Genomic DNA, 26,179 nt, shown 5'->3' with positions numbered 1-26,179 from the left:
CCACGAGTTCGAAGTCGGACGAGGACGCTTCCAGGGTGGGATCGGCCGTCGTGACGACCGGCTTCGGCTCCTCGCCGCCATGGGCGTGGCCCTCGTGGGCAAGGGCGGGAGCGGCGACCGGCGCGGCAAGGCTTGCGGCGACGGCGGTCGCGGCAAGGAGGCGTCGGGTGGTCATGGGAGAACTCCGAGGGACTGGTTCACATGGGCGTCGGTGCGCGCCAGAAGCGCGTCGCCCGCCCGGACGGTCGCCGTTCCCTGGCCGGGCAGCCAGAGCGGGACGCCGAGTTCGGCCTCGTACTCGCGCTGTCCGATGTTCCGGTTCAAGCAGCCGCTCGTGTGCCGCAGCGTGACCGCCGGGGAGGCCGGGATCAGCGCCTCCCCGGCGCCTGCCGCCGCTTGCTTCATGGGCTTCCAACGAGAATCACGCACCGAACGACCCTCCGACTCTGGGGTGGTTCGGCCCACGGGATGCAAGACGCGGACGCCGACCCGGAGCGACCGCGGCGTAACGCCCGTGCTCGGCTCCGAACACCCCGGCCGCCAGGGCGGTCGCGCCGAGTCCGGCCAAGCCGGTCCAGGTCCGGCACCAGGGCGTGCGCGCCGGTGACTCGGGAGCGTGATGGGTGTGTTCGTGGTGCGTCATGGCCTCCTCCTCACATCATGCCCATGGGGCCGGGGAGCAGCCGGTCCGCGAGCGTCTTCTGCTCGTCGGTCAGCACGGCGTAGAGCGGCTTGGCGGCGGATTCCAGCGCCTTCAGGGCGTCGAGCCGGGTGGTCAGCGCCTTCTGCTGGAAAGCGAGCCGGTCGGGCCAGGTGGAGGGCATGCCGCCCATGGCCATCTGCTCGTGCATGGCCCGATGGGCCTTGGCGTTCGACCGCAGCGTGTCGGCGAAGACGTTCCACTGCGGCGCTTGGGCGTCGGTGATCTTGAGTTCGGTCTTCAGGAACGCGATGCGGCCCTCGACGTGCTCGAAGGGCAAGCCCATTCCGCCCTGCTGGCCCATCATCTGTCGCATCATGGACATCATTCCGGGCCCCATCATCCCGGCTTGGCCGTCCTGCTGGCCCGGCATGCCGCCCATCATCGAGCGCATCTGGTCCATGTTCATCATCATGCCCGGGTTCATCATCATGCCGGGCTGGCCACCCTGCGCCTGGGCGCCGGGCTTCGCGCCCGGGGTCGGCTGCGTGGGAGCCGGGGTCGGGGGCGGGGGCAGGGCCGGAGCGGGCTGGGCCTGTGTCGTGGCCGCGGCACCGTCCGGATGATGGGCGTTGTGGTCCTGGTCCGTGGTGGTCTGGGCCTGGGCGACCGACATCATGGCGGTCAGCGCGAGTGCCGGGAGCATCTTGCGGGTGAGAGACGACATGGCGTCCTCCATCTGAACATCTGGTTCGAGCCATCCCGGACGGACTCCACGCGGGAGCGCCGGGGACGCAAAAGCCAAGCGCACGAGGGCCGGGACCGGCGTCCTCCGCCGAGCCGAGGCTCAGGTCGGGCGCGGGCGGACTCGTGGCGTCAGATGGTCAGAGCGGGGGGCGGATAGCCGGGTCGATGCCGATGCCGTCCGGCGTGGCCAGGGCAGGCAGATGCTGGGACGTGTTCAGGCGCGGGGTGAACGCCTCGACCATCGCAGCGGGGAGACCGCCGTGCATGGTAAGGCACTGAGCGACGCTGCAGCAGGCCCCTTCGTCGAGCAGACCAAGGTCCTCACACGGAGCTTCCTCGTGCTCGTGGTCCGGGACGGTCGCGACGGCGTCGCCATGGTCGTCGGCCAGAGCGTGCTCGTGAGGAGTCTGGGAGGCATGGTGAGGCCCCAGGTTGGCGTGGCTCGGCGCGGCATAGACGAGCAGCGTGGCCAGCATCAGCAGGCTCACCACCACCCTCCTCACCGACGACCGCGTCGCACGCCACATGGCGTTTGCCTCATCTTGCGGGAACCGTGCGGCACCCCAGTGCCCACCGCGCCCTGATGGAAACCTACGGCCGTTTCCTGGCCCCTGCAACAACAGATGGCTTCGGCAACGATCCCTACCAGGCGCCGGAGAAGGAGTGCGCCGGAATGTCACCCGCAGCTTCGACCGGGCCGGAGATGCCACGGAAGGACTTCGTGCTCGAACACCTTCCGCACCACTCGCTCGCGGATTTCAGGGGCGTGTTTGGGTGATGCCTGTTTCGTCATGATGACCCCATCGTCTCAAGAAACGGAGCCTCCGACGAAGCCGGGGCGGTGACGTGGGCGCCGGTCGGGGAATCCTGGAAGCGATGGCCAGACCGTGCAATCCCGAACGGCGTTCGGGATTGCACGGTCCGGGTGAACGGGTCCCTCAGCGCGGGGCGGTGGCGCGGTTCCAGTTGGTGGCGTCCGCCGGATTGCCGGGAAGGGGGGCGAGGGTCGGGACCGCCGCCGCGGGTGCGGTGAACAGCGCGTCGAACTCGTCCGCCGTCATCCCCGTGAGGACCAGCGCCTGCCGCTCTCCCGAATAGCGCAGCCGGCTGGAGTCCAGTGTGACATGGCGTTTAACGGGATGGACCGGCGCGCCGCTCGCCACGACGATCTGGACCGGCTCGCGGGCGGGCGTGAGGACGACATCCTCGACCGCTCCCAGGATGCGGTTTTCGGGAATCGATTGCACGGTCAGCCCGACAAGTTCCAGCGGCGACATCCGCGCCATGGGCCGTTGCGTGTCACCGGTCTCCGCGCAGGCGCCGAGCGCGGCCAGCGCGCAGACGGCCAACAGCCGGATGGTCGGGCGGGGGTTGGGACGTGGATGGGTCATGCGTGGCTCCTCCGTCGCGTGGGCAAGGCTACAACGCGGCAGCGGAGCGGAGGGGCCGTGGAACCGAACGGAAAAGGGCGCGGCCAACCGCGGCCACGCCCCTTGCGCCGTCGGGTCTCAATGCCCGCGGTAACCCCTTCAGGCCAATTCCCTTCAGGCCAATTCCCTTCAGGTCAATTCCCTTCAGGCCAAATCCGGGATCAGGTGAACACATAGTCGCGGCCGGACACCAAGCCGACCGCGTCCACGGCCAGCGACGACCCGTCCCGGAAGCCGAAGGCCGTGCCGGTGGCGGTGGTCGAGACGGTCAGATCGGCGGCGGAGAAGCCGCGGAACTCGATGCGGTCGATCCCCGCCTCGAAATAGCTGATGTCGTCCGTCCCGAAGCCGCCGGGAGCCACATCGAAGCGGAAGATGTCCGTGGCGCCGTCGCGGTAGCTGACCATGTGATCGTTGCCGGCGCCGGGCAGGAAGATGTCGGACCCGTCGTCGCGCAACGTGTCGATCAGCCAGTCGTCGCCGGTGCCGCCAACCAGCGTGTCGTCGCCGCGTCCGCCCTTCACGGTGTCGTTGCCCGACCCCCCGTCCAGCCAGTCGTCGCCGGCCCCGCCGAAGAGCTGGTCGTCGCCCTGGCGTCCGTGCATCCGGTCGTTGCCCGGATCGCCGGCGTAGGGATCGCCCAGCCAATCGTTCCCAAGCCCGCCGTCCAGAAGGTCGTCGCCGAGTCCGCCGGAGAGCGAATCGTTCCCTCCATTGCCATAGACCGTGTCGGCGGCGTCGGTGCCGAGATAGCGTTCGGCGGCGTTGGTTCCCGAAAACCTGGCCATGGTTGCCTCTCCTCGTTGGTTAACGAATTGTTAACATCGAGTTGGGAGGATGGAAAAGGTAAAAATACAGTTAACATCGCTATGCCGAATTTTGCCACGGTCCCTTGGCGGTTGTTGCTCTTGTGTTTCGGTGTTGTTTTCAGATTCGAATCTTCGACTTCCGTACTTCGTTTCTCCAGGCAAGGAAAAAGGCCGGCGCCCTGAGGCAACCGGCCTTTCGCGAACATGGCTTTCGCCGTACATGCGCCGGGTTGGGTATCCGCCTCCTACGCCTGGGTCGGCGTCGGCATGCCGGGAACCGGCTGGTCCGCCGGCGGCGGCATTTCCGGCGGGGTGTCGGGATTCGAAGGAACGGGGTAGGGGTCCGGCGTGGTCGGACGGTCCGGCTGGGGCGTGTTCGGGTTGCTCGGCGGCGGCACCTCGGTGGGACGTCCTGGAGTCATGGGGTCGCTCATGCGGATTGCTCTCTGTGGTTGAACGGATTGAAGGCGCGCGTCACTCGGCGGCGCGTTCGACGGCCCGGCCGCCGGCCTGGACATCCTGCCCGGCCCCTTCGATGGTGTTGCAGCCGGCCAGCAGGGCCGCGAAGGTCAGGACGAAGCTGGCGAGGGCGATCTGGCGGACGGGGAACGGCATGGCGCGGCTCATGATCCCGAACTCCTCAATGGATGCTGTTGTCTCGTCAACGCGGAGCCGCAGCCGTTGGTTCCGGCTCGTTCGGCGGATTTGCAACAGGGCGGAAGGAGAATTCCCCGCCACTTGACGTGGTACGCCGCACGGTCAAGATGGCCGGTTCCGCCATGGCGGAGACAACCGTTCATAAAGCGACCGACATCCCCATCATGCCCGATCACGCGATTCCCGCCCCCTCCCTGACCGACCGTCTGCGCACCCACGCGGGCGAACTGCTGCGGCTGGCCGCGCCGGTCATCGTCTCACGCGCCGGGCTGGTCGTCATGATGGCGGTGGATACGGCTATCGTGGGCCGCTACAGCGCGCAGGAACTGGCCTATTACGGGCTGGCCCATCTGCCGGCCAACCTGCTGGTCACCACCGGCGTGGGGCTGATGATGGGCGTCGTGGCGGTGACCGCACACGCGCTGGGAGCGGGGCGGGACGCGGAATGCGGGCGCATCTGGCGCCGGGCCATCCCCTACGCCCTGCTGCTGGGCGTCCTGTTCGCGCTGGCCTCGCTGGCCGGAGAGCCTTTCTTCCGGCTGACCGGCCAGTCGCCGGACCTGGCGGCGGGCGGCGGGCAGGTGATGGCGGTGCTCGGCTACGGGATGCCGGGCATGATGCTGTACGTCGCCACCGGCTTCTTCCTGGAGGGGTTGAAGCGGCCCGTGCCGGGCATGGTGGTGATGATCCTGGGCAACCTGGCGAACGCCCTGCTGGCCTGGGCGCTGGTCTGGGGGCACGCCGGTTTTCCGGCGATGGGGGCGGTCGGGTCGGCCTGGGCCACCACCGCGGTGCGCTGGGGGATGGGGGTGGGCCTCGTCCTCTACGCCTGGACCATGAGCGACCACGCGCGCTGGGCGGTGCGGGAACCGGTCCGCGACTGGTGGAGCGGCAGCCGGAAGCAGCGCCATCTCGGTTATGCCGCGGGGGTCAGCCTGGGCGTGGAGAGCGGGGCCTTCGCCACGCTGGGGCTGTTCGCCGGGATGATCTCGCCGCTGGCGCTCGGCGCCTACACGGTCGGGCTGAACCTGACGGCGCTGCCCTTCATGGCGGCGGTCGGGCTGGCCTCGGCCACGGCGGTGCGGGTTGGGGTGGCCTATGGCCGGCGCGACCCGCAGGACATGGCTCTGGCCGGCTGGACGGGACTCGGGGTGACCAGCTTCATCCTGGCCGGAGTCGGCGTGCTGTACCGCTGGATTCCGGAGCCGCTGGCCGCGATCTACAGCGCCGACCCCGAACTGATCGCCGCGGTGGCTCCGCTGATCGCCTTCACCGCCTGGGTTCTGGTGGCGGACGGAGGTCAGGTGGTCATGGCGAACGCGCTGCGCGGGCGTGGCGACGCCTGGGTTCCCACCGCCCTGCATTTCATTTCCTACGCGGTGGTGATGATTCCGGTGTCGGCGCTGCTCGCCTTCGGACTGGAACGCGGCGCACGCGGTCTTTTTGAGGGAATTCTGATCGCCAGTGTGGTATCCGTGACCATCCTTTCGCTGCGCTTCGCGCTCTTGAGCCGCCGTCGATCGGCTGCAAAGTCCGGGAATCGCTGAACCGCCGGAGCGTTGTGTGCACATGCGAAAGCTGATAGGAATTCTTATATTACATGCAGCGGCCCGAAGGGCCGTGCGGAAGTGCCGCCGTTGAACCTTAAGCGTTGAACAGCAAGCGTTGAACACCGAGCATAGCCGCAGCCCGTAGAATGAGTTTGTCTCCTTGAGCACGACGCCCCTTCCTCCCGCCTCCGACATCGCGCCGGTCACCATCGAAGACGAGATGCGCCGGTCCTATCTCGATTACGCGATGAGCGTGATCGTGAGCCGCGCCCTGCCCGACGTCCGCGACGGGCTGAAGCCGGTGCACCGCCGCATCCTCTACGCGATGAAGGAGGGCGGGTACGACTCGACCAAGCCCTACAAGAAGTCGGCGCGCATCGTCGGCGACGTGATGGGTAAATACCACCCGCACGGCGACAGCGCGATCTACGACGCCATGGTCCGCATGGCGCAGGACTTCTCCATGCGCCTGCCGCTGATCGACGGGCAGGGCAACTTCGGCTCGATGGACGGCGACCCGGCGGCGGCCATGCGCTACACCGAGGCGCGGCTGGCCAAGGCGGCGGAGGCGCTGCTCGACGACATCGACAAGGACACCGTCGATTTCCAGGCCAACTACGACGATTCGGGCAAGGAGCCCACGGTCGTCCCGGCGCGTTTCCCGAACCTGCTGGTCAACGGCGCGGGCGGCATCGCCGTCGGCATGGCGACCAACATCCCCACCCACAATCTGAGTGAGGTGGTGGACGCCTGCTGCGCCTACATCGACAACAACGACGTCACCGACGAAGAGTTGATGGAGATCGTGCCCGGCCCGGACTTCCCGACGGGCGGCATGATCCTCGGCCGGTCGGGCGTCCGGTCGGCCCTGATGACCGGGCGCGGCTCCGTCATCATCCGCGCCAAGACCGAGATCGAGGAGATCCGCAAGGACCGCTTCGCCATCGTGGCGACGGAGATCCCGTACCAGGTCAACAAGTCCAAGCTGATGGAGCGCATCGGCGAGGTCGTCAACGACAAGACGATCGAGGGCGTCTCCGATCTGCGCGACGAATCGGACCGCGACGGCGTGCGCGTGGTGATCGAGCTGAAGCGCGACGCCGTGCCCGACGTGGTGCTGGCCCAGCTCTTCCGCCACACCCAGCTTCAGACGTCCTTCGGCGTCAACATGCTGGCGCTGAACGGCGGCCGTCCGGAGCTGATGAACCTGCGGCAGATCATTGTCGCCTTCGTCCGGTTCCGCGAGCAGGTCATCACCCGGCGCACCGAGTTCCTGCTGGGCAAGGCGCGCGAGCGCGCCCACACCTTGGTCGGTCTGGCGGTCGCCGTCGCCAACCTGGACGCCATGATCGCGCTGATCCGCAGCGCCCCGGACCCCGTCTGGGCGCGCGAGCAGATGATGGAGCGCGAGTGGCCGGCGATGGACGTCGCCCCGCTGATCGCCCTGATCGACGAGCCGGGCCGCGGCGTGTCGGAGGCCGGCACCTACCGGTTGTCGGAGGAGCAGGCCCGGGCCATCCTGGACCTGCGCCTGCACCGCCTGACCGGGCTGGAACGCGACAAGATCGGCGCCGAGTTGAAGGACGTGACCGACCAGATCGCCGACTACCTGGAGACCCTGGCCAACCGCGCGAAGCTTCTGGGCATCCTCCGCGAGGAACTCGTGGAGATGAAGGAGCGGTTCGGCACCCCCCGCCGCACCGAGATCCAGGAGTTGGAGTTCGAGGCCGACATCGAGGACCTGATCCAGCGCGAGGACATGGTCGTCACGGTCAGCCAGTCCGGCTACGTCAAGCGCGTCCCGCTCTCCACCTACCGCGCGCAGAAGCGTGGCGGCAAGGGCCGGTCGGGCATGTCGATGAAGGCTGAGGACGCGGTCAGCGACCTGTTCGTCGCCAACACCCACACGCCGCTCCTGCTCTTCTCGTCGCGCGGCATGGTCTACAAGCTGAAGGTCTACCGCCTGCCGCTGGGCAACCCGCAGGCGCGCGGCAAGGCCTTCGTGAACCTGCTGCCGCTGATCGACGGCGAGACGATCACCACCGTCCTGCCGCTGCCCGAGGACGAGGCCGTGTGGGCGGACCTGCACGTCGTCTTCGCCACGTCGAAGGGCAATGTGCGGCGCAACCGCCTGTCGGATTTCGCCAACATCCGCTCCAATGGCCTGATCGCCATGAAGCTGGAGGAGGAGGGCGAGCGTCTGATCGCCGTCCGCACCTGCTCGGAAGCCGACGACGTGCTGCTGGCGACCGTCGGCGGCAAGTGCATCCGCTTCGAGGTCGCCGACGTGCGCGTCTTCGCGGGCCGCACCTCGACCGGCGTGCGCGGCATCCGTCTGGGCGACGGTGACGAGGTCATCTCCATGACCACGCTCCACCACGTCGATGCCTCGCCGGAGGAGCGGGCCGCCTTCCTGAAGAGGAAGCGCGAGGAAGGCGTGGACATGGAAGGCGAGGCGGCTCCGGAAGCCGACGAGGTGCCGACCGAGTCGGTCACGCTCAGCCCCGAGCGCTACGAGGAGTTGAAGCGTCAGGAGCAGTATGTGCTGACCGTGACCGAACGCGGCTACGGCAAGCGGACCTCCTCCTACGAATACCGGGTGACGGGCCGCGGCGGCCAGGGCATCTGGAACATGGAGATGGGCGACCGCAACGGCTCCATCGTCGCGGCTTTCCCGGTGGAGGGCACGCACCAGGTGATGATGGTCACCAACGGCGGTCAGGTCATCCGCATGCCGATCCACGACGTGCGCATCGCGGGCCGCAAGACGCTGGGCGTCACGCTGTTCCGCGTGGGCGCGGACGAGCGCGTGGTGTCCGTCGCGTCCATCGCGGAGGATGAAGACACCAACGGGAACGGGACCAACGGCAACGGCGGCGGGACGGCCACCGTGGACGACGACGCCGGAGTCGAATCCGGTTCCGGCGATACGCCCGGTGACACGCCCGGTGATACGATCGAATAAGAAAAGGCGGAAGGTACTCCCATGGCCAAGCGCCGCACCGGTGTCTATCCCGGCACCTTCGACCCGATCACCAACGGGCATATGGACATCATCCAGCGGGCGTCGCGTCTGGTCGATCATTTGATCGTCGGCGTCGCCCGCAACGCCGGCAAGGGCCCGCTCTTCTCGACGGACGAGCGGGTGGCGATGGTCCGGGAGGATGTGGCCGCCCTGAACAACAACGGGGCCAGCATCGAGGTGCGGGCGTTCGACACGCTGTTGATGCATTTCGCGGTGGAGGTGAACGCCACCGTGATCATCCGCGGCCTGCGGGCGGTTTCGGACTTCGAGTACGAGTTCCAGATGGCGGGAATGAACGCCCGCCTGAACCCGAAGATCGAGACCATGTTCCTGATGGCTTCGGAGAAAAGCCAGTTCATCTCCTCCCGCTTCGTGAAGGAGATCGGGCGTCTGGGCGGCGACATCCGGGGTTTTGTCAGCGGCCGTGTCGCCGACCATCTTGCCGAGCGTTTCGCCCTGGAGGCCGGCAACGGCGACGCCAGCAAGCAGATCCAGACGCTGAAACAGTGACGGCGCCGGGGGCGTGGCGGAGGGCGGAATTTTTGTGCGTTCCGCCCAACCCCGCTGTTGACCGGGGCGTCACCGCCCCCTATGTTGCGCCCCGCACCGGCAACAGGCCGTGCCCTTTGTGATCCGGTAGCTCAGTCGGTAGAGCACGTGACTTTTAATCATGTGGCCGTGGGTTCGAATCCCACCCGGATCACCATTCCTTCCTGTAGATTTCTGGCCTGATCGGCCTCAGGTCCCGGTCCCTGTCTGCAATCCGGTTGTTCGCGGTTTGCTTACGACGGGCTAACTCACTCCCTTGTGTCCGGTTTGAAAGGTCGCTCGGGGCACCCCAATGTCGCCTCTATGTCGCCTCGGTGGCGGCCCGGAACCTTCTGCCTTTTGCAGGTGTTGCTTGGCGGCAGCGTCAAGAGGGGGAGTCGCCGGCATGAACCGAGCCACCGATCCGTATGCCGACACCATGGGCGGCGTCGCGGCGGGCAACACAGCAAACACCACACCCACACCGGACGTCTCCAATCCGCCACGCGGACGGCGGGGGCCGGACGAAATCGAGCAGGACATACACGCCATCCGACACCGCATGGATGCGGTTCTCGATGAAATCGAGTTCCGTCTCTCGCCCGGTCAGATGTCGGGCGGCGTGATCGAGGTGGTTCGCGATGTGGTGGAGGGCAACCCGTCACGCGTCGCGCGCGCCATCCGCTCAAACCCCTGGCCCCTGGCCGTGATGGCGGCGGGCGCCCTGTGGTTCGCCTGGACCGTGTCCCGCACACCCGAAGTCGAGCGGACGGCACCGGGAAGCCCTGCCGGAGCGGTCACGGACGGCACGGTCCGGGAACTTCTGGGTGTTCTGGTTGCCGCCTGTCGCCAGGGAGCCACCGGGTTCCGGCAAGCCGACATGGTTCTGGACGATCCCGACCTGACGCCGCGGCTGACCCAGGTGGCCTCTCAGTTTGACCGCAGCGCCGCCGCTCTGGAGGCGGAGCTGGTGCGCCGCGGCGGCGACCGCGATCCGCAAGCCCCGGTGCACGCGGTCTGGCGGGATCTGGACGCGGAACTGGGCGGCGCCCGGACGCGCGGCGGGCTCCTGCGGGGGCTGGAAAGCGGCGTCGAGGGGACGTTGGGGCTGTTCCGCAACAGCCTGCATGACGAGCTTCCGGAGGACCTGACGGTGATCGTCGGCGCCCATTTCCATGAGATCGAAACGGTGCGCCATCGCGTCGGCGCGCTGCGCGAAGCGGTCGCGTGAGGGAGCCGGCATGCTGGGGCTGAGCCGTCGTCACCGCAACCAATACCCGCGTGTCGAGATGGGAGGGGGGCGGGGCCGTTCCGCGGTCCGCCCTTCGGACATCCCCAAGGCGGGCTGGAAGGACATCCTCTGGCGCACCTGGGAAGAGCAGGGGAAGGACAACATCTCCATCGTGGCGGCGGGTGTGGCCTACTACGCCTTGTTCGCCATCTTCCCCGCCATCGCGGCCCTGGTCTCCCTCTACGGCCTCGTCTTCGACCCCGCGGGGGTAGAGCAGCAGGTCAACCAGTTGGCCGGGCTGCTGCCGCCGGAGGCGCTGAACGTGCTGCGCGATCAGGCGCGCACCGTGGCTTCGGCACCGCAGGAGGGGCTGGGCTTCGGTGTTATGTTCGGCCTCGCCCTGACGTTGTGGAGCGCGTCGCGCGGCACCAACTCCCTCATCACCGCACTGAACATCGCGTACGGGGAGGAGGAGCGGCGCAGCTTCCTCTGGCTCGCCCTGCTGTCTCTGATCCTGACGTTGGCCGCGCTGCTGTTCGTGATCGTGACGCTGGCGATGATCGTGGCGGTTCCGGCGGCGATCAATTTCCTCGGCCTGCGGGACACCCCCATCGGCTGGATCGCCAGCCTGGCGCGCTGGCCCATCCTGGCGGTGGCGATCGTGCTGGCGCTGGCCGTGCTCTACCGCTACGGCCCGGACCGGCGGGAGCCGAAATGGCGCTGGGTCACCTGGGGGTCGGCCATCGCGACGGGGCTGTGGATCATCGCGTCGGTGGGCTTTTCGGTCTATGTCTCGAACTTCGGCAGCTACAACCAGACCTATGGGTCGGTCGGGGCGGGCGTGGTGCTGTTGCTGTGGTTCAACCTGACCTCCTACGCAGTCCTGATGGGGGCGGAGCTGAACGCGGAGATCGAACACCAGACCGCCCGGGACACCACCGAAGAGGACGGGCGCGGGCCGAAGCCGATGGGCCACCGGGACGCTTACGTCGCCGACACGGTCGGGAAGCGCCGGGCGTAGGGCACAACCGGCCTACCGGCTTCCGCAGCTTTGGATGATGCCGTCCACCTTGCGGGAGGCATCGGCGGTCAGCCGGTCGTTGATGAAGCCGGACCACAGGCCGGCACGGTTCAGTTCGTCGGACACGCAGCGGCACGTGGCGGCGCAGTGGTTCGCAGCGCCGCCGCTGGCGGTGCAGGTCGCCTCGCAGGACGTCAGGAAGCTGCGCACGTCCGCCGGGTCGGCGCCGATCCCCATCGCCAGAAGCGACAGCAGGCCGAACAGCACGGGCTGGTGGATCAAATAGACCAACAGGCTGCGCCGTCCCGCCCAGGCGAACCAGCGCCCCGGCGTTCCTCCCGGCACCGCCGCCGGGGCGGGCCGCCACAGGCGCCCCAACCCCATTCCGAACAGGAAGGCGCCGAACCAGGGGAAGATCGGCACATAGTCGTTCGACTCCGGTTCGAAGGTCATCAACCCGATCCAGCGCAGCCAGGGCTCGTCGAACACGGGCAGGGCGACCGTCTTCCCCACCACGATCACCCCGACCCCCAACAGCACGAGCGCCGGCCATGGCAGGCGCAGCAGCGCGAGACCGAGCAGGCTCGCGACGGCCATGTGATGCAGCACGCCGAAGAAGATCGGGCTGTCCGGGAACATCACCATCGACACCGCCGTCACGCCGCCCGCGGCCAGGACGAGCAGGGCGAAGCGCCGCAGGAAGCGGGTCCGGTCGATCCCGCCCTCCGCCGCCCCCTCCGCCGCCCCCTCAGCCGACAGGACGAGGCTGAGTCCCGACAGGATCAGGAAGCTCCCGAGAATGCCGGTGCGGGCGGCCAGCCACAGCGGGTCGTTGAACAGGTCGAAGTTCGCCAACCCCAGATAGGTCAGGTCCCAGGACCCGTGATACAGCGCCATGGCGAGCAGCGCCACGCCGCGCGCCACGTCGACGGCGCCGACGCGCCGGGGAGGCGCCGATGCGGATGCGGATAGGGGGGAGGCTTGGAGCATGGGGCGACTTTTGCCGGAACGGCGCGCCCCTGTCCACCGGCGCTCTACACCCCGATGGGCTGGGGAAGGACCAGCCGGGCCGTGGTGCCTTGGCCGGGGGAGCCGGTCATGTCGAAGCTGCCGCCGATCTGGGCGGCCAACGAGGTGACGATTTGCAGGCCGAGGCTGGATGGGCGTGCCAGGGTGAAGCCGTCGGGAAGGCCCGCCCCGTCATCCCGAACCGTCAGAATCAAACCACCCTCTCCGGTGCGAAGCTCGACGCCGATTTGGCCGGCCTTTCCGTCCGGAAAGCCATGCTCCAGCGCGTTGCTGACCAGTTCCGCCAGGATCAGCGCCATCGGAATCAGTGTGTCCGGCGGCAGGTCGGATCGGACGGCGCTGACCGTGCAGTCGACCCGCTCCGCCCCGGAGGTCTGCAGGATGTCGTGGCACAACTCGTACAGGAACGACTCCATGTCCATCGGACCGCCCTGCGGAGCGTGCAGCCGGCGGTGCAGGCGGCCCAGGGTGGACAGCCGCCCCGCGGCCTCGTCCAGCGCGCGGCGGGCGTCGGGGTCCTTGACCTTGGACTTCTGGATCGCGATCAGCGAAGAGGCGAGTTGAAGGTTGTTCGAAACCCGGTGCTGAAGCTCGCTGAACATCACCTGCGTCTGGTGGGTCAGCCGTGCGCTGCGGTTGCGCTCCTCCGCCAGACGCTCCAACGCCACATTCATGATGTGGATCACGGTGATGTCCACCGCCACCACCAACCCATAGAATCCCAGGGCCAGCGCGCTGCCCGGCGTCATGGCGAACGACCATCCGTCGCCCAGGAAGAAGTACCAGGACGCCACGCCGCCCAGCAGCGCCGTCAGGATGCCCGGCCACAACCCCGCCAGGAAGGTGGTGACGATGACCGCCGGGAAGAAGGTCAGAAAGGGGAAGCCAGCCGGCAACAGGGCGTCCAGCGCCAGACGCGCCACCAGGGCGACGGCGAAGGTCGCCAGCCCGAACATGAACCCCAAACCCTTGTGCCCGCGCAACCGGGAGAGCTTGGCCAGAGTCATGTGCGGCGGTGGTCCGTTCTTGGGGCGGGGATCGGACGGTGCCGTCCGCGGGAGGAGCGCATACGATATGGAGATTTGTGTGCGAACGCACACCCTTTTGTTCTTGGAGCGTAACAAATTAGGTTCGATGGCCGGAAGATGTTTCCTGCCCTTGTCGTCCCCCGTCACTCCGGGGCAAGGGCTTCCCGCAATGTTGAACATTGGATGATCAGCGTTGCCATCGACCGTTGTGCGGCAATGCGGACGGCGGCGGCCAATTGACGCTGTGCGGCGGCGATGTCGTCCGTCGCAGCCAGCCCGCGGGAGAGGACCAGTCTGGCCCAGGCCTCATCGCCCGATTGCCCTGCCGCGCCCGCCCGGCCGGCCGCCTCCCGGGCGTTGCGGACGGCATCCTCCGGCTGGCCGGAAAGCAAGGCGGCTTCGGCGATCCAGATGAGGATTTGCGGCTCGTGGCGCGCGATGCCGAGCAGCCGCGCGTGCTCTCGGCTGCCTAGCAGAAGGGAAGCCCCGTCGGCAAGCGAGCCGGCGCGGACCAGCGCATAGCCCAGGGCGCCGAGCGCGAGGGGCTGGCAGGCGTGCAGACGAATGGTCTCGGTGATCGCCACGGCCTGCTTCAGCGGCGCCATCGCATGGTCGAACCGCCGGCTGGTCAGCGCCGCCCAGCCGAGATGCAGGCAAGCGAGGGCGCGGGACGCGGCGTGACCGCTTTCCTCAGCCAGGGCGGCGGCGGCCTGGGCCAGCCGCAGGGCCTCGTCCGGCTCGCCCAGTTCCGCCAGACAGCGCGCCCGGTGAGCGGCGACGCAGACCGGCGCCAGGGCCGTCGGTCCGGGCAGACGGCGCGCGTCGTCGGCCTCCACCCGTTGGGCGGCCGCGCGCAGGACGGTGTCCGCGTGGCGGAAACGGCCCTGCTCGGTCAACCCCCGTCCTACCCGGATCAGCGTCTGAATCCGCGGACCGGGACTGTCGGTTCGCCGCCAGATCCGAAGCGCCCGCATGCCCGTCCGCTGAGCCGCCCGCAGGTCTCCCCCCGCCCAGTTCAGGGCTGCCAGAAGCGACAGGGCGCGCGCGGTGCGCAGCCGGTCGTCAAGACGGACAGCCAGCGCGTTGGCCGTCTCCGCCGCCTCCGCCGCGTCACCGCTTCGATTGCCGTGGCCCAGCGGCACACGGGTCCGGGCCAGCGCGGTCCACAGGTCGATGCGGCGTTGCGCGTTGCGGCGGCTGTCGGGAAGCCGGTCCAGGGCGTTCAAGGCATCCATGTAATGGCGGGCTGCGTCGGCGGGACGGCATCCTTCCTCGGCCCGTCGTCCGGCATGCCGCGCACAGGCACAAGCGAGCATCCAGTTTCCGGCCAGTGGCGCGTGGTGGGCCATCCACTCGATCCGTCCGGACCGGCGTTCCCGGCGCAGGCTGTCCAGCGCATGGGCGTGGAAAGCGGGACCGGACAAATCGTCCGCACCGGTATCGGCGAGTTCGTTTGGTCCCCCGTCCGGCTCCTGCAGAACGATGCGCCGTGCCGTGACGGGCGCCGTCCAGCCGCCGGGATCATCGGAATGGGCCGGCGAGCGGGTGAGCAGCAGGCACAGGCGGGCGTCCTCCGCAGCGGCGGCGAGCGCATCGAGCAACTGGTGGGTCAGCCCGCGCGTCCACTCGGCGTTCTCCACCAGGATCAGGACGGGGCGTTCGTAACACAGGTCCAGAACGGCGGCGGCCAGCCCCTCCACCTGGAAATCCGCCCTTTGCGTCCGGTCCAGCCCCAGCCAGAGCGGGTGGAGCGACGGAGCGTCCAGCAGGCCGCGCACCGCTTCGCCCGCCAATTCGCCGCCGCCGCGCTCCGCCGCGAGGGCCACCCGCCGGGGAGCCTCCGCCGGGTTTCCGCCGGTCAGCGGAAGGAGGGTTCGGGCGACCGCCTCCAGGTCATCGCGGCCCCCCAGGGGTGGCAGGGGCGATTGCGGCCAGCGTGCGACGCCGAAACCGGCGGCGATGGGGCTTCGAAGCAGCGCGGCGATCAGGCGCTCCCGACCGGCGCTTTCTGCGGTCAGCGTCAGAACGGCACCGATGCCTTCCTCCGCCCGGCGCAGCGTGTCCCCGGTCTCCGCCAGTATGCGGCGTTGCGCCGCGTCGTCGAGCGCCGTACCGGCATCCTCCTTCACGCTGGGCTGCGGCTGCGCCATCGGTTGCCCCGTGGTGTTGTTTTTCCTGCACGCTCGTCCCGTTCCGGCATGCCGGAGCACGCCGAGAGACAATGGCAGATTTCACCGCGGATCGCCTACGCTTCTTATGGTGATGGTTGATCCGGATTGGGGACATACTGACGCATGCTCACAGTGATCCCCGCGTCTTCAAAGGGAAACGGCGCCGCGGATTTCCACGGCGCCGTTCATTTCGACAACTGGCGCTTGCAACTCATCCGGAAGTCTTGATCGGCGCGATCAAACCTTTCGGTTGCGGCTCCGACGCCGGGTCACCGTTTTACGGCGATGCCTTCCACCTGGGAAACGTCGCGGACCGCGCCGCGGTCGGCGCTGGTGGTCAGGGCGGCGTAGGCGCGAAGCGCCGGGGAGACGACGCGGTTGCGGTTGGCCGGCTTCCAGGCGTCGGCGCCCTTGGCGTTCTCGGCGTCGCGGCGGCGCTGCAGCTCTTCGGCGGGCACCGCGAGGTCGATCCGGCGGTTGGGGATGTCGATCTCGATCCGGTCACCGTTCTGGACGAGGCCGATGGCGCCGCCCTGCGCCGCTTCCGGCGAGGCGTGGCCGATCGACAGGCCGGAGGTGCCGCCGGAGAAGCGCCCGTCGGTCACCAGGGCGCAGGCCTTGCCCAGCCCCTTCGACTTCAGATAGCTGGTCGGGTACAGCATCTCCTGCATGCCGGGGCCGCCGCGCGGGCCTTCGTAGCGGATCACCACCACGTCGCCCGCCTGGACCTTGTCGCCCAGGATGGCTTCGACCGCCGCGTCCTGGCTTTCGAAGACGCGGGCCGGACCGGCGAAGACGAGGTTGGAGGCGTCCACGCCCGCCGTCTTCACGATGCAGCCCTTTTCCGCGATGTTGCCGAACAGAACGGCGAGGCCGCCATCCTTGCTGAAGGCGCTGTCCACGGAGCGGATGACGCCCTTGTCGCGGTCGAGGTCCAGTTCCGGCCAGCGCTTCTCCTGGCTGAAGGCGATGGTCGTCGGGATGCCGCCGGGGGCGGCCTTGTACATGGTGTGCACGCCCTCGTCCTGGGTGCGCTTCACGTCCCAGCGGTCCAGCGCGTCGCCCAGCGTCTTGGCGTGGACGGTGGCCACCTCGCGGTTCAGCAGGCCGGCGCGGTCGAGTTCGCCCAGGATGCCGAAGATGCCGCCGGCCCGGTGCACGTCCTCGATGTGGACGTCGGACACCGCCGGGGCGACCTTGCAGACGTTCGGCACGCGGCGCGACAGGCGGTCGATGTCGGCCATGGTGAAGGGCACCTGGCCCTCCTGCGCGGCGGCCAGCAGGTGCAGCACCGTGTTGGTGGAGCCGCCCATGGCGATGTCCAGCGTCATGGCGTTCTCGAACGCCTCGAAGGTGGCGATGCCGCGGGGCAGGGCGGTGGCGTCCTCCTCCTGGTACCAGCGGCGGCACAGATCCACCGCCATGCGGCCGGCGGCCAGGAACAGCTCCTTGCGGTCGGCGTGGGTCGCCAGGATGGTGCCGTTGCCGGGCAGGGAGAGGCCCAGCGCCTCCGTCAGGCAGTTCATGGAGTTGGCGGTGAACATGCCGGAGCAGGAGCCGCAGGTCGGGCAGGAGTTGCGCTCCATCTCCGCCGCCTCCTCGTCGGTCACGGTCGGGTCCGCGGCGGCGACCATGGCGTCGATCAGGTCCACGGCCTTGGTCTTGCCGCGCCAGTTGACCTTGCCGGCCTCCATTGGGCCGCCGGACACGAAGACCGCCGGGATGTTCAGCCGCATCGCGGCCATCAGCATGCCGGGGGTGATCTTGTCGCAGTTGGAGATGCAGACCAGCGCGTCGGCGCAATGGGCGTTCGCCATGTACTCCACGGCGTCGGCGATCAGCTCGCGCGAGGGCAGGCTGTAGAGCATGCCGTCGTGGCCCATGGCGATGCCGTCGTCCACGGCGATGGTGTTGAATTCCTTGGCGACGCCGCCGGCCTTCTCGATCTCGCGGGCGACGAGCTGGCCCAGATCCTTCAGGTGGACGTGCCCCGGCACGAACTGCGTGAAGGAGTTGGCGATGGCGATGATCGGCTTGCCGAAATCGCCGTCCTTCATGCCCGTCGCGCGCCACAGGCCGCGGGCGCCCGCCATGTTGCGGCCGTGCGTGGAAGTGCGGGAGCGATAATGCGGCATGTCTCTACCTCAGGGATCGAACATTGCGTGCGGAAGCGCAGGGGCAGCAACACTAGCAATCCCGAAGGGCGGAAACCAGACCTCTCGTTCCCCTTTTCCGGCGGACGGGGCATGGGAGCCTTGCGGAGGAGGGCAGGACATGGCCCCGCCCCGGCCATCCTCCCGCGGCCCGTCTACCCGCGGCCCGTCTACCCGCGCGAGGCGTCGCGGCGCGAGGCCTTGCCCGGCTTTCCGCTGGAGGCGCCGCCGCGGGAGATCTGGCCCCCGGTCTTGGTGGTTCCCGTCTGCTCCCCCCGTCCGGCGGCCACCGCCGACAGATTCTCCGCCGCCGCGCGGGTGCCGCCGCCACCTTTGGTCCCGGCTTCCGCCTTGGGTTTCGCCGTTTCCGGCTTCGCGGCCTTGACGCGGCGTTTCGGGGAGGCGTCCGGGGGGCCGCTCTCGGTTTCCGAAGCCTGCCGCTCGGCGCGGATCTCGTCGTCGACCTCCGCTTCCGCCTGCGCCCAATGCTCGTCGTGGCGGCCGTGGGGGCGGCCCTCCCGCTCCCAGATGTCGTGGGCGCGGCGCTGAACGCGCTCGGCCCGTCCATGCTCGGCCTTTTGGGTCATGGGACTGCCTCCTCCTGGTCACGGCGGGTTTTGTCGGCGCGGGTTTCGTCAGGACGGATTTCGGGCCGGCCTGCCCGCTTCAACGCAGAAGAGCGGCGGTGGTTTCAGGGCGTCGCGATAAGATGGGCCGAAGGGCTGTTTCCTTTCCGTCAGGGGCTTTCCTGTCCGGCGAAGCGGCTTTCGAAGCGGGCGGCGTCGGCGGGGGCCAACGCCACATGCAGATGGGCCTGCCCGTCCGCATCCCGGCGGTCCAGCACCTGCCCATGCTCGTAGAGCCACGCCAAGGCGCGCCCGTCTGACAGGTTCACGCTCAGCTCCAGCACCCGCCGCCCGGCGGACATGCGCCGATCCAGAAGCTCCATCAGCTCGTCGAGCCCCTCCCCGGTCAGGGCGGACACGGCGACGGCGCGCTCGTCGCCGTCCAACATCCGCTGGTTGGCGAGCCGCATGTGGAGCGCGCCGCGGGCGGTGGCGGGCATCTGGTCGGTCTTGTTCAACACCTCCACCACGCGCGGGTCGTTGGCGGCGTCGATCCCGAGATCCGCCAGCACCGATTCCACGTCGGCCTTCTGCGCCGCCGAGTCGGGGTGCGAGACGTCGCGGACGTGCAGGATCAGGTCGGCGGCCTGAACCTCCTCCAGCGTGGCGCGGAAGGCGGCGACGAGCTGGGTCGGCAGTTCCGACACGAAGCCCACCGTGTCCGAGAGAGCGATGGTCTTGCCGGAGGACAGGACGATCCGGCGCACCGTCGGGTCCAGCGTGGCGAACAGCATGTCCTCCGCCGTCACGCCGGCGCCGGACAGCCGGTTGAACAGGGTGGACTTGCCGGCGTTGGTGTAGCCGACCAGCGCCACCAGCGGCGTGCCGCCGCGCTGGCGGGCGGAACGGTGCAGCTTGCGGGTCCGCCGCACCTCCTCCAGGTCCGTCTTGAGGCGGGCGATGCGTTCGGCGATCAGGCGCCGGTCGAGTTCGAGCTGGCTTTCGCCGGGGCCGCCCAGGAAGCCGAAGCCGCCGCGCTGGCGTTCCAGGTGGGTCCAGGACCGCACCAGCCGCGACCGCTGGTAGGTCAGGGCCGCCAGCTCCACCTGCAACTGGCCCTCGCGGGTGCGGGCGCGCTCCCCGAAAATCTCCAGGATCAGGCCGGTGCGGTCGATCACCTTGACCATGCACTGGCGTTCCAGGTTGCGCTGCTGCACGGGGCTCAGCGCGTGGTCGATCACCACCAGATCGGCGTGGAAGGCCTCCACCATGCCGCCGATCCGCTCGGCGGTGCCGCGCCCGAACAGGGTGGCGGGGTCGGGGCGGGCGATGCGGATCACCTCGGCGTGCGGCACCTCCAGATGGATGGCCTGGGCAAGCGCGATGGCTTCGGCAAGGCGGGCGTCGGGCTGGCGCGCGGTGGTGTCCCCGTGGTCCGTGGCCGTGGGGAGAAGGGGCAGGAAGACCAGGGCACGGCCGGCGGAGGGCGGTCCTGCTCCTTCGGCATGGATGCCGGGGGTGCTGCGGGACGCGGAGGCGGTGGAACGGGGTGACGGGCGGTCGTCGGGATCAGGCATCGTGCGGGCACCGTTCCTTCGATCAAGAGTTGTGTGCCCGCAAAAAACAGCCCGCCGCCGCCGCGGTTCCAAAACCGGCCGGAATCGTGCACAAACCGGTCTTCCGCATAGCCTCGCCGCTAACCTCTGGACATAGCCCGATCATGTCACCCCTGGACCGCAGCGCCGCTCCGCCCCGTCCGGCCATGCTTCATCCCTCCGCCGGAGCGATGGACCGCTGGCCCTGGTGGGGGCTGTGCGCGGCGCTGGCGGCGGTGATGGTGGCGTCGGCCCTGGTCATCGGCTTCCGCACCCCCTACTGGTCGCACGCCGACCAGGATCTGGTGCTGGCCTATCACGGGCTTCTCTTCGGCGAGGGCCTGCCCCAGGAGTATTTCGACCATCCCGGCTACACCTATTTCCTGGTGATCGAGGTCTGGTACCGGCTGCTCCACGCGCTGGGGCTGATGCCGGTCGTCACCCTGTCGGGCCTGCCGCCCGCCGCCGACACCGCGGCTTACGACGCGGCCTGGCAGAATTTGGTGGAGGCCGGGCGGGCGCTGTCCATCCTGGTCACCACGGGCTTCGCGCTGGTCTACGCCACCCTCGTCCGCGCGCTGGTGGGCGACCGGCGGGTGGCCTTCCTGGCCGCCGTGGTGGTGGCCTTCGGCATCGGCCTGTCCACCCAGGCGCGGCAGATGCGCACCGACCTTCTGTCGGCCTCCTTCGTGGTGACGGCGCTTCTTCTGGTGCTGGTCGCCATCCGCACCGCGCCGGGCTGGCGCCCCCTGCTGCTGCTCGGGCTGGCGGGGTTGCTGGCCGGGTTGGCGGTGGTGACGAAGATCCAGGCGATCTTCCTGGCTCTGGGGATTCCGGTGATCGCTCTGGCCTTCGGGCGCCGCTTCGCGGGGGAGGGCGGGCACCACTGGATTGCCGCCGCAATCCTGGCGCTGGCGGCGGGAGCGGCGGCCCTTCCGGCGGTGGCCCTGATCCAGCAGGGCATCGCCACCGCAGGACAGTCGCTCTACCCCTACCGCCCGGTCGGCGGCGGGCTGTCGGGGGGCGGCTATCAGGGGATCATCGTCGGCTGGGTCTTTCTGGGCATGGCGGTCTACGCGGCGGTTTGGCGGGTGAGGGTCTCCTACGCGGTGGCGGCCATGGCGGCGGTCGCGCTGGGGCTGTCGCTCGGCGTGCTCGCCCTGACGATCCGCCCGCATGAGCAGAACGTGATCGCCGTCGCCAACCTGATCGAGCACATGTTCGTCTTCACCACCTGGAAGCATCAGGCCGCCCTTGAGGGGCAGGAGCAGGTGCTGTCCGACGGGCTGGCGATGCTTCTGGCGAAGGGGCTGTGGCGCACGCTGGCGATCCGCACCATCGTCCTGCACCCCGACAACATCCCGCAGACCGTCGTGGTGGAATGGTTCATCATCGGCGGCTGCGTCGTGCTGTGGCGGCGCGGCGAGCGGGCGGCGGCGGCGCAGGCGGCGCTTTTGCTGCTGGTCGCCTGGGGGCTGGAGACGCTGTTCTCCCTGCGCGGATTCCAGCGCGCCTACGCCGCCTACACCGACCCGCTGATGGGGCTGGCGGCGGCCTGGGTGCTGCTGCGCCTGCCCGGCCTGCTGGAGCGCGCGCGGACGCGCCGATGGATTCTCGGCACGGTGGCTCTGGTGGTGGTGGTCGCCCAGGTCTGGCCCGCCATCGAGGCCATCCGCCTGCCCAACCCCGCCGGCCAGTGCGGCTGGATTCCGACCTATATGAAGCGGGTCGAGCCCTTCCCCTTCTGCCGCCCCGGTTGAGGCGCGGCGCGGGCATCCCACATCATGGGGACAGGCTGACCACGAGGTTCGACCCCATGGACGACACCGCCGACACCCCCTGGAAGACCGATCCGGACGCCCCCGACACCGGGGGAAACGATGCGGGCGGGGGCGGCACCGATGCGCTGGACCGGCGGGTGGCCGCCGCGGCGATGCGGCTGGCCGCCGGACAGGGCTGGCGCAACACCGGGCTGATGGCGATCGCGCGGGCGGCGGGGGTGCCGCCGGACGTCTTCTACCGCCGCTTTCCCGACCGGTCCGACGTGCTGGCCGCGGTGTCGCGGGTCGCCGACATGGCCGTTCTGGCCGGCGAGGCGCCCGCCGATCCGGAGGAAAGCGCCCGCGACCGGCTGTTCGACGTGATGATGCGCCGTTACGACGCGCTGCTGCCCTATCGGGACGGGCTGCGCTCGGTCGTCCGCGACCTGCGGCGGGAGCCGCTGACCGCGCTGGCCTTCTCGCGCCATGTCGGGCGCTCCATGGCCTGGATGCTTCGCGCCGCGGGGGTGGATGCCGACCGGCCCGGCGGCGCCCTGCTCACCGCCGGGCTGGGCGCGGTTCAGGCGCGGGTCATGCGTACCTTCCTGGAGGACGACAGCGCGGACCTGTCCCGCACCATGGCGGCTCTCGATTCGGAGTTGCGGCGTGCGGAACGCTGGGCTGAGGCATTACGTCGCAGATCCGGACGCGCCTCCCCATCCGAATCACAAACGGCGCCGCCCGGCGCAGGGGAACCGGGAGGCGCGTCCGCCGGTTGAGGTTCCGTGGGGCGCAGTGTAACCCTTGGTGCGATGCACAAGGGCGTTGACTATCTTTTTTGCAATCTGCATAGTCGCGCCACAGGTTTGCTGCGCCGCAGCATGCCCGGAAATCCTATCGTCGGGGGTGAGAACCATGGCCAAGCAGTCGTCCGGTAACCCGTTCCTCGAGTTCGATCTGTCCAAGGTGCTGGGCGATTACAAGGTGCCTGGTCTGGACGTCGAGTCCATCCTGGCGAGCCAGCGCAAGAACATCGAGGCGGTGACCGCCGCCAACCAGCTCGCGATCGAGGGTCTGCAGGCCGTGTTGCGCCGCCAGGCCGAAATCGTCCGCTCCTCCGTCGAGGAAGCCGGCAGCTACGTCAACCAGGTCGCCGCCGCCGGCACCCCGGAAGAGAAGGCCGCCAAGCAGGCCGAGCTGGTGAAGGTCGCCTTCGAGAAGGCCCTGTCGAACATCAAGGAACTGGCCGAACTGGTCGCCAAGTCCAACACCGAGGCCGCCGACGTGCTGTCCAAGCGCGTGTCGGAGAGCCTGGACGAGGTCAAGGCCGCCATCGCCAAGAAGTAAGCTCCTCTCCCACCGGAGAGTGCCGCAAGGGGCCGCCCACCGGGGCGGCCCTTTCGCGTTTCGGGCTTCACTGTTAGCTTTGCCGGCAACGACCGCAACAGGGCAGGGGCAAGAGAACCGTGACCATCAGCTACGACGATTTCCTGAAGGTCGACATCCGCGTCGGCACCATTATCGCAGCGGAGCCCTTTCCGGAGGCGCGCAAGCCCGCCTACAAGCTGACCGTCGATTTCGGGCCGGAGATCGGCACCCGGCGCAGCTCCGCCCAGATCACGCGCCATTACACGCTGGACGAGCTGGTGGGCCGGCAGATTTTGGGGGTGGTGAATTTCCCGCCCAAGCGCATCGGCCCCTTCACCAGCGAGGTTCTTTGCCTGGGTCTTCCGGATGCGGATGGTGAGGTGGTGCTGGTCGGGCCGGGGCAAGGCGTGCCGAACGGCGGGCGGCTGTACTGAATCAACCAAAGAGAAAGGGCCGGGAGGCATTGCCGTCCCGGCCCTTTCTCTTTGGGCAAAGCCGCTTACTCGGCGCGTTCGATGGAGCCCCAGAGATCGTATTCGTCGGCGTGCTCAATGGTCACGTCCACGATGTCGCCCGGCTTCACGTTCGTCTCGCCGTTCAGGAAGACGTTGCCGTCGATCTCCGGCGCGTCGGCGTAGGAGCGGCCGATGGCGCCTTCCTCGTCCACCTCGTCGATGATGACGCCCAGCGTGTAGCCGACCTTCTGCTGGAGCCGCTCGGCGCTGATCGCCTTCTGCGTCTCCATGAAGCGCTCCCACCGCTCCTGCTTGACCTCTTCCGGAACGGCGCCAGGCAGGTCGTTGGCGGTCGCGCCCTCCACCGGCTCGTACTTGAAGCAGCCCACGCGGTCGAGCTGCGCCTCCTTCAGCCAGTCCAGCATGAACTGGAAGTCCTCCTCCGTCTCGCCGGGGAAGCCGGTGATGAAGGTGGAGCGCAGGACCAGATGCGGGCATTCCTGCCGCCACTTCCGGATGCGGTCGAGCTGCTTCTCCTGGGCCGCCGGGCGGCGCATGGCCTTCAGGACGGTCGGGGAGGCGTGCTGGAACGGGATGTCCAGATAGGGAAGGATGCGGCCCTCCGCCATCAGCGGGATCACCTCGTCCACATGCGGGTAGGGGTAGACGTAGTGCAGGCGCACCCAGACGTCGAAGTTCGCCAGTTCCCGGCACAGGTCGATGAAGCGGGCCTTCACCTTGCGCCCGTACCAATCCTCTTCCGCATACTTGCGGTCGATGCCGTAGGCGCTGGTGTCCTGGGAGATGACCAGCAGTTCCTTCACGCCGGCGGTCGCCAGCTTCTCCGCCTCGCGCAGAACGGATACGACCGGACGGCTGACCAGATCGCCACGAAGGCTGGGGATGATGCAGAAGCTGCAGCGGTTGTTGCAGCCCTCGGAAATCTTCAGATAGGCGTAGTGGCGCGGGGTCAGCCGCAGCCCTTCCGGCGGCACCAGATCGGTGAAGGGGTCGTGCACCGGCGGCACGGCGTCGTGCACGGCGTTGACGACCTGCTCGTACTGGTGGGGGCCGGTGACGGCCAGCACGTCCGGATGGACCTGCCGGATCATATCCGATTCCACGCCCATGCAGCCGGTCACGATGACCCGGCCGTTCTCCTTGATCGCTTCCCCGATGGCTTCCAGGGATTCCTTCTTCGCGGAATCGAGGAAGCCGCAGGTGTTGACCAGCACCACGTCCGCGCCGTCGTAGGACGGCGAGATCTCGTAGCCTTCGGCGCGCAGGCGGGTGAGGATGCGCTCGGAATCGACGAGCGCCTTCGGGCAGCCCAGGCTGACGATCCCCACCTTGGGGGAGGAGGCCGGGTTGGTCTTGAAACCGGGAATGGACGGGGGCGTGCTGGTCATGGCGCGCATATATAGGCGAGTCGCGGCGCAACGCCAGACAAAACGCGCGGCGCAGCCCCGACACGAGGTGGTAGGTGCCCTGCGTTGTCTCCGCACCGCGCCGGTATCCCGGACGGCACCGCAGAGGCGTGGGACACCAGGGGTGCGACACCATGTGCCGGACGAACGGTGACGTCAATGTTTCGTTTACCCATCCGATACGGTAGTGTGCGCTGCGTCGTCGGGGGTGGGGAGTCATGGACTCGCCTGCTGGGGTATGTTAGTTTTGTGATCGTATAGTCTCTAAATCTTACAGACTCGTTGCCGGCCTTTGCTGCGCGGCGCGTTTCCCTCTGGCAACTGTCGAGACCCCGCTGCCATGTCGAAAAGCCCACAGTCTCTGGCATCGGCGCAAGCGATCGCCGAGGTCATGATGCACATCGGTCACATCGCCGACAGCATGGGCTACACGCAGGGTCTGAAACCGTCCCAATGGACGGCGCTTCGCTATTTCGCGCGTGCCAACGACAGCCAGCGCACCGTCTCAGCCTTCGCGGACTTCCACGCGACGACCCGCGGCGCCGCCTCCCAGATGGTGGAGGTGCTGGTGAACAAGGAATTGCTGACGCGCGTCCCGGTACCGGAGGACCGCCGCGTGGTGCAGCTTCACCCGACGCCGAAGGCGATGGCCCTTCTGGAATACGACCCGCTGAAGGACTTCGCCGCGGTCATCGCGGCCCTGCCGGGGCCGGAGCAGTTCCAACTGGCCGATCTGCTGTCGCGCGTGTTGCGCGGGTTGCTGAGCCAGCGGTCGGCGTAAGCACTATTTCCCCCTCCCTAACCCTCCCCCGCTTCGCGAGGGAGGGGACTAACTCCCTCCCTCGCGAAGCGGGGGAGGGCCGGGGCATAGGCGCTAACATGAGGCTGATGCGATAGATGTGTCCGGCGTAACGGAGTGCGCCGGGCTCTGTTTTCCGGGGATGCTTTCAACTGATCCCGCCGATGCCCCCTGGCGCACGGTTGAGACG

The 26,179-nt window shown here is 68.6% G+C and carries 24 protein-coding genes and 1 tRNA gene; 11 read left to right on the top strand and 14 right to left on the bottom strand.

The window, feature by feature from the left end; translation table 11 throughout:
- Positions 1-171: 171 nt before the first annotated feature.
- From DS843_RS29825 to DS843_RS29795, 7 genes are all read right to left on the bottom strand, one after another.
- Positions 172-405 (bottom strand): hypothetical protein, encoded by a 234-nt coding sequence (locus tag DS843_RS29825; protein WP_149472444.1) that lies wholly within the window; start codon positions 403-405, stop codon positions 172-174.
- 248 nt (positions 406-653) lie between these two features.
- A complete protein-coding gene (locus DS843_RS29820) occupies positions 654-1,367 on the bottom strand; it encodes a Spy/CpxP family protein refolding chaperone (protein ID WP_149472443.1) in 714 nt (237 codons plus the stop codon).
- Between the two features lie 157 nt (positions 1,368-1,524).
- Positions 1,525-1,875: a hypothetical protein gene (locus DS843_RS29815; RefSeq protein ID WP_149472442.1), complete on the bottom strand. Its 351-nt coding sequence runs from the start codon at positions 1,873-1,875 to the stop codon at positions 1,525-1,527.
- Between the two features lie 450 nt (positions 1,876-2,325).
- A complete protein-coding gene (locus DS843_RS29810; protein WP_149472441.1) occupies positions 2,326-2,778 on the bottom strand; it encodes a hypothetical protein in 453 nt (150 codons plus the stop codon).
- A 200-nt stretch (positions 2,779-2,978) separates the two neighbouring features.
- On the bottom strand, positions 2,979-3,605 hold the full coding sequence (locus tag DS843_RS29805) for a calcium-binding protein (RefSeq protein WP_149472440.1): 627 nt from the start codon (positions 3,603-3,605) through the stop codon (positions 2,979-2,981).
- A gap of 266 nt (positions 3,606-3,871) precedes the next feature.
- Positions 3,872-4,060, bottom strand: a complete 189-nt coding sequence (locus tag DS843_RS29800) for a hypothetical protein (protein ID WP_149472439.1) — start codon at positions 4,058-4,060, stop codon at positions 3,872-3,874.
- A gap of 40 nt (positions 4,061-4,100) precedes the next feature.
- Positions 4,101-4,253, bottom strand: coding sequence for an entericidin A/B family lipoprotein (locus DS843_RS29795; protein WP_109069550.1), 153 nt, complete (start codon positions 4,251-4,253; stop codon positions 4,101-4,103).
- A gap of 194 nt (positions 4,254-4,447) precedes the next feature.
- Between DS843_RS29795 and DS843_RS29790 the strand changes: the two genes are divergently transcribed.
- The 6 genes from DS843_RS29790 (at position 4,448) to DS843_RS29765 (ending at position 11,638) form a co-directional block, all read left to right on the top strand.
- Positions 4,448-5,830: an MATE family efflux transporter gene (locus tag DS843_RS29790; protein ID WP_149472438.1), complete on the top strand. Its 1,383-nt coding sequence runs from the start codon at positions 4,448-4,450 to the stop codon at positions 5,828-5,830.
- A 163-nt stretch (positions 5,831-5,993) separates the two neighbouring features.
- Positions 5,994-8,798, top strand: coding sequence for a DNA gyrase subunit A (gyrA, locus tag DS843_RS29785; protein ID WP_149472437.1), 2,805 nt, complete (start codon positions 5,994-5,996; stop codon positions 8,796-8,798).
- A 21-nt stretch (positions 8,799-8,819) separates the two neighbouring features.
- Positions 8,820-9,368 carry a pantetheine-phosphate adenylyltransferase gene (coaD, locus tag DS843_RS29780; RefSeq protein ID WP_149472436.1) on the top strand — a complete coding sequence of 183 codons (549 nt, stop codon included), beginning with the start codon at positions 8,820-8,822 and terminating at the stop codon, positions 9,366-9,368.
- Positions 9,369-9,488: 120 nt separating this feature from the next.
- Positions 9,489-9,564: transfer RNA gene (locus DS843_RS29775), tRNA-Lys, on the top strand.
- Between the two features lie 228 nt (positions 9,565-9,792).
- Positions 9,793-10,617, top strand: coding sequence for a DUF3618 domain-containing protein (locus DS843_RS29770; protein WP_149472435.1), 825 nt, complete (start codon positions 9,793-9,795; stop codon positions 10,615-10,617).
- On the top strand, positions 10,562-11,638 hold the full coding sequence (locus tag DS843_RS29765) for a YihY/virulence factor BrkB family protein (protein WP_286192403.1): 1,077 nt from the start codon (positions 10,562-10,564) through the stop codon (positions 11,636-11,638). The genes DS843_RS29770 and DS843_RS29765 overlap by 56 nt, the downstream gene beginning before the upstream one ends.
- Positions 11,639-11,650: 12 nt before the next feature.
- Here DS843_RS29765 and DS843_RS29760 read toward each other — a convergent pair whose 3' ends face one another.
- The 6 genes from DS843_RS29760 to hflX form a co-directional block, all read right to left on the bottom strand.
- The gene (locus tag DS843_RS29760; RefSeq protein WP_149472433.1) at positions 11,651-12,628 is read right to left on the bottom strand and encodes an acetyltransferase domain-containing protein; all 978 of its coding nucleotides are present in this window, start codon (positions 12,626-12,628) and stop codon (positions 11,651-11,653) included.
- 44 nt (positions 12,629-12,672) lie between these two features.
- Positions 12,673-13,674 (bottom strand): sensor histidine kinase, encoded by a 1,002-nt coding sequence (locus tag DS843_RS29755; protein ID WP_286192402.1) that lies wholly within the window; start codon positions 13,672-13,674, stop codon positions 12,673-12,675.
- A 164-nt stretch (positions 13,675-13,838) separates the two neighbouring features.
- Positions 13,839-15,845, bottom strand: a complete 2,007-nt coding sequence (locus tag DS843_RS29750) for a hypothetical protein (RefSeq protein WP_149472432.1) — start codon at positions 15,843-15,845, stop codon at positions 13,839-13,841.
- Between the two features lie 290 nt (positions 15,846-16,135).
- Positions 16,136-18,001: a dihydroxy-acid dehydratase gene (gene ilvD, locus DS843_RS29745; RefSeq protein ID WP_149472431.1), complete on the bottom strand. Its 1,866-nt coding sequence runs from the start codon at positions 17,999-18,001 to the stop codon at positions 16,136-16,138.
- 188 nt (positions 18,002-18,189) lie between these two features.
- The gene (locus DS843_RS29740) at positions 18,190-18,606 is read right to left on the bottom strand and encodes a DUF2934 domain-containing protein (protein ID WP_149472430.1); all 417 of its coding nucleotides are present in this window, start codon (positions 18,604-18,606) and stop codon (positions 18,190-18,192) included.
- 149 nt (positions 18,607-18,755) lie between these two features.
- Positions 18,756-20,162, bottom strand: coding sequence for a GTPase HflX (gene hflX / locus DS843_RS29735; RefSeq protein WP_149472429.1), 1,407 nt, complete (start codon positions 20,160-20,162; stop codon positions 18,756-18,758).
- A 143-nt stretch (positions 20,163-20,305) separates the two neighbouring features.
- On the opposite strand from hflX, the gene DS843_RS29730 reads away from it, so the two are divergent.
- From DS843_RS29730 to DS843_RS29715, 4 genes are all read left to right on the top strand, one after another.
- Entirely contained in the window at positions 20,306-21,940 is a 1,635-nt protein-coding gene (locus DS843_RS29730; RefSeq protein WP_149472428.1) for a glycosyltransferase family 39 protein, read from the top strand.
- Positions 21,941-21,996: 56 nt separating this feature from the next.
- Positions 21,997-22,719, top strand: a complete 723-nt coding sequence (locus tag DS843_RS29725) for a TetR family transcriptional regulator (RefSeq protein WP_149472427.1) — start codon at positions 21,997-21,999, stop codon at positions 22,717-22,719.
- A 136-nt stretch (positions 22,720-22,855) separates the two neighbouring features.
- Positions 22,856-23,287, top strand: a complete 432-nt coding sequence (locus DS843_RS29720) for a phasin family protein (protein WP_040134043.1) — start codon at positions 22,856-22,858, stop codon at positions 23,285-23,287.
- Positions 23,288-23,406: 119 nt separating this feature from the next.
- On the top strand, positions 23,407-23,742 hold the full coding sequence (locus tag DS843_RS29715; protein WP_149472426.1) for a tRNA-binding protein: 336 nt from the start codon (positions 23,407-23,409) through the stop codon (positions 23,740-23,742).
- A 65-nt stretch (positions 23,743-23,807) separates the two neighbouring features.
- On the opposite strand, the gene rimO is transcribed toward DS843_RS29715, so the two are convergent.
- A complete protein-coding gene (gene rimO / locus DS843_RS29710; protein ID WP_149472425.1) occupies positions 23,808-25,172 on the bottom strand; it encodes a 30S ribosomal protein S12 methylthiotransferase RimO in 1,365 nt (454 codons plus the stop codon).
- 358 nt (positions 25,173-25,530) lie between these two features.
- Between rimO and DS843_RS29705 the strand changes: the two genes are divergently transcribed.
- Positions 25,531-25,971 carry a MarR family winged helix-turn-helix transcriptional regulator gene (locus DS843_RS29705; RefSeq protein ID WP_149472424.1) on the top strand — a complete coding sequence of 147 codons (441 nt, stop codon included), beginning with the start codon at positions 25,531-25,533 and terminating at the stop codon, positions 25,969-25,971.
- Positions 25,972-26,179: the final 208 nt, after the last annotated feature.

It is taken from the genome of Roseomonas genomospecies 6 (assembly GCF_008365375.1).
In the GTDB taxonomy this organism is placed as follows: domain Bacteria; phylum Pseudomonadota; class Alphaproteobacteria; order Azospirillales; family Azospirillaceae; genus Azospirillum.
Note: the sequence above shows the minus strand (reverse complement) of the source record. Positions and strands in the feature narration are given on the sequence as shown.